This window comes from Halomonas sp. 25-S5 (assembly GCF_029889845.1).
Classification (GTDB): Bacteria; Pseudomonadota; Gammaproteobacteria; order Pseudomonadales; family Halomonadaceae; genus Halomonas.
Genome location: NZ_JARANV010000069.1, coordinates 1 through 921, shown reverse-complemented (window position 1 = coordinate 921; position 921 = coordinate 1). Strand labels below are relative to the sequence as shown.

2 protein-coding genes are annotated in these 921 nt (G+C 58.7%); one reads left to right on the top strand and one right to left on the bottom strand.

Annotation, left to right across the window (positions count from 1 at the left end):
* On the bottom strand, positions 1–414 hold a 414-nt coding region (locus tag OP498_RS18380; protein ID WP_280554801.1), incomplete at its 3' end, for an aldo/keto reductase.
* A gap of 46 nt (positions 415–460) precedes the next feature.
* Between OP498_RS18380 and OP498_RS18375 the strand changes: the two genes are divergently transcribed.
* A partial coding sequence (locus OP498_RS18375; protein ID WP_280554799.1) for a LysR family transcriptional regulator occupies positions 461–921 on the top strand: 461 nt, incomplete at its 3' end.

The window sequence follows — 921 nt, the reverse complement described above, 5'->3', positions numbered from 1 at the left end:
GAGCCCGTCGATCGTCTCTTCGATTAGCTCTTCGGAATTGATGCGATGGACGTAGTAAAGGTCGATTTGCTCCACGCCGAGCCGGCGCAGCGAGGCCTCACAGGCCTTGCGCGCATAGCCAGCACTGTTGTCCAAGCTGCGCTTGTATTCGCCGGGATTACGATCGATGCCGAATTTGGTCGCGATACGAACCTGCGGCTTGTTGCGGTCCAGAAAGCGACCGATCAGCTCTTCGTTATGATGCGGCCCGTACATGTCCGCCGTGTCGAAAAAGTCGATACCAAGCTCGACGGCCCGCGCAAGTACATGCAGCGATTCACTGTCATCGCGGGGGCCGTAGAACTCGCTCATCCCCATGCAGCCCAATCCAATGGTGGAGACCGAGAGGTCGGTGCCAAGCGTTCGTTTTTCCATTTGTGCCTCCTTGAATACTCGGACTGCAGCGTGACAGAATCCGTAAATGGAAAAAATTAACGATTCAGTCAAACAGGTTTCCGGTTTTGAAAAACAGATGCCGCGAGGTTGGATCTGGGACGACACCCGCACCTTTCTGGCCGTGGCCCGCCACGGCACGCTGAGTGGCGCGGCGTTGGAGCTCAACCTGGGTATCGCGACGCTCTCGCGGCGAATCGAACGGCTCGAGGCCGCACTGGAGCTACCGCTCTTCGTACGCCAGCAATCGGGCTACCAACTGACTGAGGAGGGCGCCGACCTGGTCGAGAAGGCCGAAGCGCTGGAAGCTGCTGCGGTGGCTTTCTCCTCGGGCGCCTCCGTTCAAGCGCAGATGACCGGCACAGTTCGCCTGGCCACGGCCGAGAATCTGGCTACCGGGCTTATACTGCCGGCGCTTCCGGAATTTCGCGCGCAATACCCCGAGCTGTCAGTTGAAATCGTGACTGATATCTCGACCGCTAACCTACA